At 35.5% G+C, this 7,086-nt stretch carries 9 protein-coding genes and 1 tRNA gene; all 10 read left to right on the top strand.

All coding sequences use genetic code 11. The annotated features are described in order from the left end of the window. The coding region (locus ACW2QF_RS06915; RefSeq protein WP_455715265.1) for a hypothetical protein at nt 1-962 on the top strand (962 nt) is incomplete at its 5' end. 116 nt (nt 963-1,078) lie between these two features. Continuing rightward, on the top strand, nt 1,079-1,870 hold the full coding sequence (locus ACW2QF_RS06910) for an ABC transporter ATP-binding protein (protein WP_455715264.1): 792 nt from the start codon (nt 1,079-1,081) through the stop codon (nt 1,868-1,870). A gap of 67 nt (nt 1,871-1,937) precedes the next feature. Next, on the top strand, nt 1,938-2,675 hold the full coding sequence (locus ACW2QF_RS06905; protein ID WP_455715280.1) for an ABC transporter permease: 738 nt from the start codon (nt 1,938-1,940) through the stop codon (nt 2,673-2,675). Between the two features lie 162 nt (nt 2,676-2,837). Then, a complete protein-coding gene (locus ACW2QF_RS06900; protein WP_455715263.1) occupies nt 2,838-3,845 on the top strand; it encodes a LacI family DNA-binding transcriptional regulator in 1,008 nt (335 codons plus the stop codon). Nucleotides 3,846-3,920: 75 nt separating this feature from the next. Next, nucleotides 3,921-3,993, top strand: a tRNA-Thr gene (locus tag ACW2QF_RS06895). A gap of 168 nt (nt 3,994-4,161) precedes the next feature. Then, nucleotides 4,162-4,836, top strand: coding sequence for a hypothetical protein (locus tag ACW2QF_RS06890; protein ID WP_455715262.1), 675 nt, complete (start codon nt 4,162-4,164; stop codon nt 4,834-4,836). A gap of 31 nt (nt 4,837-4,867) precedes the next feature. Continuing rightward, on the top strand, nt 4,868-5,539 hold the full coding sequence (locus ACW2QF_RS06885) for a response regulator transcription factor (RefSeq protein WP_455715261.1): 672 nt from the start codon (nt 4,868-4,870) through the stop codon (nt 5,537-5,539). Then, nucleotides 5,536-6,138: a histidine kinase dimerization/phospho-acceptor domain-containing protein gene (locus ACW2QF_RS06880; protein WP_455715260.1), complete on the top strand. Its 603-nt coding sequence runs from the start codon at nt 5,536-5,538 to the stop codon at nt 6,136-6,138. Before ACW2QF_RS06885 ends, ACW2QF_RS06880 begins: the two co-directional genes overlap by 4 nt. 105 nt (nt 6,139-6,243) lie before the next feature. After that, a complete protein-coding gene (locus ACW2QF_RS06875) occupies nt 6,244-6,642 on the top strand; it encodes a sensor histidine kinase (RefSeq protein WP_455715259.1) in 399 nt (132 codons plus the stop codon). Further along, nucleotides 6,626-7,086 (top strand): hypothetical protein (locus ACW2QF_RS06870; protein ID WP_455715258.1); only part of this gene is annotated, 461 nt, incomplete at its 3' end. The genes ACW2QF_RS06875 and ACW2QF_RS06870, both read left to right, overlap by 17 nt.

Raw genomic sequence — 7,086 nt, 5'->3', positions numbered from 1 at the left:
TAATTATGGACAGAATAAAAAATATTTCATTTATTTTAGTATTAATGATTTTTCCTATCTGCCTCATTGGGTGCGGAAATAATACGTCTACATTTACGGGAAGTAAAACTGGGAATGATACGCAGTTTTTGGTGGACTTTGATGTATTAAATTCTTCAGTTGATAGCAGTATGCCTTTATCTAACGGAGATAAAATTGATACTACTATTGATATAGAGAATGGTAAGGTGGACATTCTCGTGGAGAACGAAAATGGAACGGTCATTTACCGCGGTGATGATGTGGAGAACGGTAATTTTACTATTGAAATTACTGAGTCTGGTAATTACACTTTTTATGTCACAGGAGATAAAGCTAAGGGAAGTGTTCATTTTGTTAAAGTACTATCTAATGATATAGCAACGGATTCTGACGTGAAACAAGAGGAACCAATTATTTGGTATTCGGATCTTACTCATGATGGAATAGATGAAAAGATAGTTGTGGATGTGACCTATGTTATTAATTACCCTGCGACTGGTGAAGAAGAAACTGTCTCGATATATTCCGGTAGTTCCGATGAGCTAATTTGGACAGGGCATGCTGATACCGTTCACGTAGGGTGGAATGGAATTTACATATATAACGATGGAAAGAATGATTATTTACTTCTTTGGCAACCTACAGTATTTCAGGATATTGCAAATTTTAACCTCCGTATATTCTCATTGACTGAAGAAGGTAAAGAGAAAGATCTCTTAAATAAGAAAATCGAGTTTGTTACATATAAACCAAAGGATTCTGATATCGGCGATGTATCTGAATTCGTTGATATGGTCAATGGATATTTAGAAAAAAGCTATGTGCTTGTGGATACAGATAATGGGGCACCAGTGTATAGTACAGCGGATAATAAAATTATTAATTTATATGATGTCTCATCGATGCTTGATGGGATGAAAGCATCGAAAGAAAACAATTAATAAATACATCAAGCAATATGTCTAAAGATTGCCCTCTAATGAGGTAACCCATATTATTTGGCGACATATAATACAATATGAACGTAGGTATCCACCTGATAGACAGGAGGTCAAATATGAGGGAACTACTAAAAATAGAGAACTTAAGCTATTCTTACCATACACTGTCGGGTGAGACAACAGCATTAACGGATGTTAATTTTTCCGTTTCTGAGGGTGAATTTGTAGCGATTGTTGGTCCAAGTGGATGTGGGAAATCAACAATGCTATCGCTAATTGCTGGACTTATTACTCCGAGTAGTGGAAATATCTATATAAATGGGAAAGAAGCCAAAACTTCAGGAAAGAACATCGGATATATGCTGCAGAAAGATCATTTACTTGAGTGGAGATCCACTTTGAAAAACCTAACTCTTGGGCTTGAAATTCAGCATAAATTAACAGAAGAGAGTTATGTAATCATTAATAAGATGTTAGAGACGTATGGATTAATTACATTTCGGGATTCAAAACCATCACAGTTATCTGGTGGAATGAGACAACGTGCAGCATTAATTCGTACCCTATTAATGGAACCAGATATCTTGTTACTTGATGAACCATTTTCGGCACTGGATTACCAAACCCGTCTTGAAGTTTCAGATGATATCTGGAGTATTATTCGTAAAGAGAAGAAAACGGCAGTTTTAATTACACACGATATTGCAGAAGCGGTAAGTATGGCTGACAGAATTATAGTTCTTACAGATAGACCAGCTACAGTAAAAACGATTATAGATGTTAACCTAACTGTGGAGGGGGAGAGAACACCTTTTGCTGCAAGAAGTGCACCACAGTTCAAAGACTACTTCAATTTAATATGGAAGGAGTTGAACCAGCGTGAGGACATTACGAAGCTTAGAGCGTAGGAACAATGACCGCTCCGCCATAGTATCCTCTGCACAACATGCATATGTAGCAGCATATATTACTAAAATGAAACGAATCCGTTTGGCTCAAATCTTGATACTAGTTATATTCCTAGGAGTGTGGGAGTTAGCTACCAGATATGGTATTATTGATTCATTTGTATTCAGTAGCCCTAGTCGTGTTATTAAATGTATTTATACTATGGCGGCAGATGGTAGTTTGTTTCAGCATATAGGTATAACCTTATTAGAAACATTTATTAGTTTTTCTTTAGTTATTTTACTAGGACTAATAATAGCGATTATACTTTGGTGGAATGATAGTGTGTCCAAAGTTTTAGAGCCATATCTTGTTATTCTGAATAGTTTACCAAAATCAGCTTTAGCACCTGTGTTTATTGTATGGTTAGGTAACAATATGAAGACAATAATAATTGCAGCAATTTCTGTGGCGGTTTTTGGTAGTATCATAACATTGTATACTGATTTCATAGAAGTGGAAGAGGATAAGATTAAATTAATTCGAACATTAGGAGGAACCAAAAAGGATATATTATTCCGAGTTGTTATACCAAGTAATATTTCGTCCATAATCAGTGTTATGAAAGTAAACATTGGTTTATCGCTAGTCGGAGTTATTATAGGAGAATTCTTAGCTGCTAAAGCGGGACTTGGATATCTGATCATTTACGGTAGTCAAGTTTTTAAACTAGATTATGTAATCATGAGTATTGTAATTCTTTGTGTTGTAGCAGCATTATTATATAAATTATTAGGTTATTTTGAAAAAAAATATAGTGGGTAATTTGTATCATTTGTATCCGTATTGTAAAACTCATCGATTCTTAGTAAAATAAGGATTGATGAGTTTCATATTATAGAAAGGATTGCAGATAATCGGATATCAAACAAGGTATGTGTTTTAGATAGTCATCTGAGAGATATTCGCATTTTCAAAGGTAGAAAAATGCGTAAGAATATAACAGTATATGATATAGCAACAGAAGCAGGGGTATCAGTTGCTACAGTATCGCGTGTTCTCAATAACAGCACGAAGGTTTCAGAAAACACGAGACAAAAGATTCAAAGTTTAATAGACAAGTATGACTTTAAACCAAATGAAGTAGCTAGAAGTTTGTTTAAAAATGAAACAAAACTTATCGGGTGCATATTACCTGATATAACGAATCCTTATTATGCAACCGTTTTATTAGAAGCAGAGAAGTATGCATTCATTAATGGGTATTCTATGATGATTTATAATACAAGCGAGGGTTCAGTAAACTATGATATGTATCTTCAAACATTAATTGAGAGACAAGTTGATGGAATTATCTATATGGGTGGAGAAAGTTCACAAACAACGCAGTTGTATCAATTACTAAAGAAATATGAAGAGCGTTTACCTATTGTAATGATTAACTGGAGCTATCCAGATACCCATTGTTTTTGTGTACAAAGTGATGAAGAACAAGGATTTTTGATGTTGCTTAATGATATTGCTGGTAAAGGATATAGAGATGTAGCTTTGTTAGTGGGAAAACGGGGCGCTAAACTGACAGAAGCAAAAATTAATCTTTATAAAGAGGCTGTAGATAAAGGAATTTTTAATAATCATGAAGGTTATGTAATTGATGGGGATCTTACTGCCCAATATGCAATGGAAGGGATGAGTCAATTATTAGAATTACAAATTAGACCTGAAGTAGTGATTGGTTTCAATGATGTTATTGCTGTTGGGGCTCTGAATGAGTCTTATAAGCACAAACTGTCAGTACCAGAAGACATCAAAATTGTTGGTTTTGATAACATAAATCTATCTAAAGCCGTGTATCCATCTATAACTACAATTGGGCATGATTATGTGAATATAGCACATAAAGCAGTAGATATAATCCTCGATAAAAAATCACTATTAAAACAAGAAAGAATGTTTACATATCCAATGGAATACATTTGTAGGGAATCTTTCTAATTTTTCAATTATTTAGAAAAAATGCAAATAAATACTTGAAAATGTCGGTTGAAAGTATTATTATATTCGTATAATGCTTCCGTGGCTCAGTTGGTAGAGCAATTGATTCGTAATCAATAGATCGTGGGTTCGAGTCCCATCGGAAGCTGTATGAATTCTCAATAAATAGGTATTTTTGATTATGGAAGAAGAAAAGGTCGCTCGATGGAGCGGCCTTTTTTAGAGATTTCAAGATTGTAAAAAAGCTGTTTGTCTTAACAATTTTCAAACAAAAGGATGATACAGTTAGGTAATAAAATATTAGGGAGAGGTACAGATGTTTCAAAGGTTGCTTGTAAGCAGTAATAAGAAAATAAGAAAAGTCTATCATTTTTTTTCCAAGCGTTCTTTACATATTACCGGAGCTGTTGGAGCATTCAGTATTCTGCTGGGGCTTGGTAAAATTATTTCTGGAATATTCTCATTATCTATCTTTGTATGCATGAGTGGATGCTATACGCTTGGGATGGCCGTGGCGAGATATTGTGCGATTGTGGGAAAAGTACGTTCAGAGGAACGGAAAAATCAATACTTTTATTATCGACTTGCGGGTATGATTATGATTATAGCAAGTTTATTGTATGTGGCTTATTCCATATGGACGATCTATAACCCAAAGGAGGTTAATTATGGAGAAATCGCTGCAATTACAATTGCTACGATTACATTTACAGAAATTGGAGTGAATTTGTATGGCGTTATGAAATATAGAAAAGGACACTCACCGTTCCTTCATGCGCTGAAAACCATTAGCCTTGGAACGTCATTGATTTCACTAGTGCTTACACAAGCTGCTATTCTTGCATTTGCGGCTGATATTCAGAAGCCCTCAGTAAATGGTTTGCTTGGAGCAATTATGGGAACTTGTGCGGCTTTGCTTGGGTTTTACATGATTGGGCATATCAATCGGATACATAAAAATGATACATATGAAACCGGTTCCTTTGAGTAAAGAGTTAGTTTAAAGAATGGAGGTAAAAAACATGATTCAAATTTTAGTAGTAGATGACGATGCAAAATTGACACAGAGTGTCTGTACTTATCTGAATAATAATGGTTATGAAGCAAAAGGGGTGCTATCAGTAGAAAGTGCATATGATGAAATGTATAGTAATCTTTATGATTTGATTATTTCTGATATTATGATGCCGGGGATAGATGGATTTGAATTTACACAGTCAGTAAGAATGTTGAATAAGACAATTCCTATTTTGCTTATCAGTGCAAAAGATGATCTATCTGCAAAACAAAAGGGGTTTGATTTAGGGATTGATGATTATATGGTAAAACCCATTGATATGAGCGAATTACTCATGCGGGTGAGAGCATTATTGCGAAGGGCAAATATAGAAGCAAGTCGTAAATTGAATGTTGGAAGCCTACTTTTAGATGCAGATGCTATGACAATTACAATGGGAACGCAGGAGATTCCTGTTACAACCAGAGAATTTAATATCATGTTCAAGTTTCTTTCCTATCCAAACCATACATTTTCCCGCGCTCAGCTTATGGACGAGTTTTGGGGAGTAGAAAGTGATACGGGACTTCGGGCAGTAGACGTGTATATTACAAAGTTGCGTGACAAATTTTCCATATGTCCTGATATTCAGATAAAAACAATCAGAGGACTTGGATATAAGGTGGTACTTTTATGAGAAAGAATGAACTTTATTTTGACGCCCGTATTACGCGCAGATATTTCTCCTTACCGGCATTTATATTTTTTGTCTTTTTCTTAGCCATTGTGATGGCACTTCCAGCGGGTTTTTATGGCGGATTCAATTTGATTTGGGAGAATTCGGGACCATATGTAAAGTGGTATTTTGTATATTGTATCGTGGTTGCATTATTGATATCTGTGGTGCTTAGTTTAGAGAAGTATCTAAGCTTTGACCGTCATATAAAGACGTTAAGTAGTGCTGCAAAAAAAGTGGCAGAAGGAGATTTTTCAGTTTATTTGCCAATTCGACATGCGGTAAATGATATGGATTATATTGATACGTTGTTTATGGATTTTAATACCATGGTAGAGGAACTAGGTTCCATTGAAACTTTAAAAAATGATTTTGCAGCCAACGTATCTCATGAATTGAAAACACCTTTGGCAGTGATTCAAAACTATGGGCAATTGCTTCAGTCAACAGAATTGACGGCAGCACAGAAGGAATATGTAGATTCGATTATAGAAAGTACACATCGGCTTGCATCACTAATTTTTAATATTTTAAAATTGAATAAATTAGAAAGCCAGTAGATAAAACCAAAACCGGAAACTTATGACTTATGCCGTCAGCTTGGAGAATGCGCGATAGGTTTTGAGTCTATTTGGGATAATAAAGAAATTGAATTCGAAGCTGAAATGGAAGATACAGCTTTGATAGAAGCCGATGAAGAATTGATGGGGCTTGTATGGAACAATTTACTATCCAATGCTTTCAAATTTACAGAGGCTGGTGGTTTAGTAACTCTTCGGCAGTATTCAGAAGAGGAAGCTATCATTGTAGAAGTAGCTGATACCGGGTGTGGAATGTCTCGGGAAGTAATGAAACATATATTTGACAAGTTCTATCAAGGAGATACCTCACATTCTATGGAAGGTAATGGACTCGGACTGGCCTTGGCCTTGCGTGTCCTACAATTGGCGGATGGGACTATTACGGTAGACAGTACGGAGGGAAAAGGATCAACATTTAAGGTAAGGCTTCCAAGAAAGATTGAGAGGAAGGAGCGTGATGAAAATAATGACAACAATAAGTAAGGGTGGAGCAGATTACATCGGTTATGAATATAAGGAAAAGATTGTGCCAAAGTCAATGGTATCATTGTATCTAGATAGCTATCCATGTTTTGGCTGGGAGGAAGATCTCAATAGAACATATCATGGAGAAAATGGATATTCGGGACACATAGCACTTCGCTTTCGCAGGGATAGGAAAATATGTAATAAAACAGAGTTGACTCGCTTACAGCGTAATTTTGACGGGTGTGTATCGGAGATAGAAGCACTAGAACGTTCAAAAAGTAGCATGCCAACTATGTGGGCACTTATCGTTGGTATTATAGGAACCGCTTTCATAGCAGGTTCAGTTTTTGCGGTTACTGCAAATCCCCCACTTATTATATTATGTATTCTTTTGGCGGTTCCAGGTTTTACTGGATGGGTGTCTGCGGTTTTCATATTTAGATTTCTTTTACAAAAGCA

Source organism: Anaerosporobacter sp. (assembly GCF_965301125.1).
Note: the sequence above shows the minus strand (reverse complement) of the source record. Positions and strands in the feature narration are given on the sequence as shown.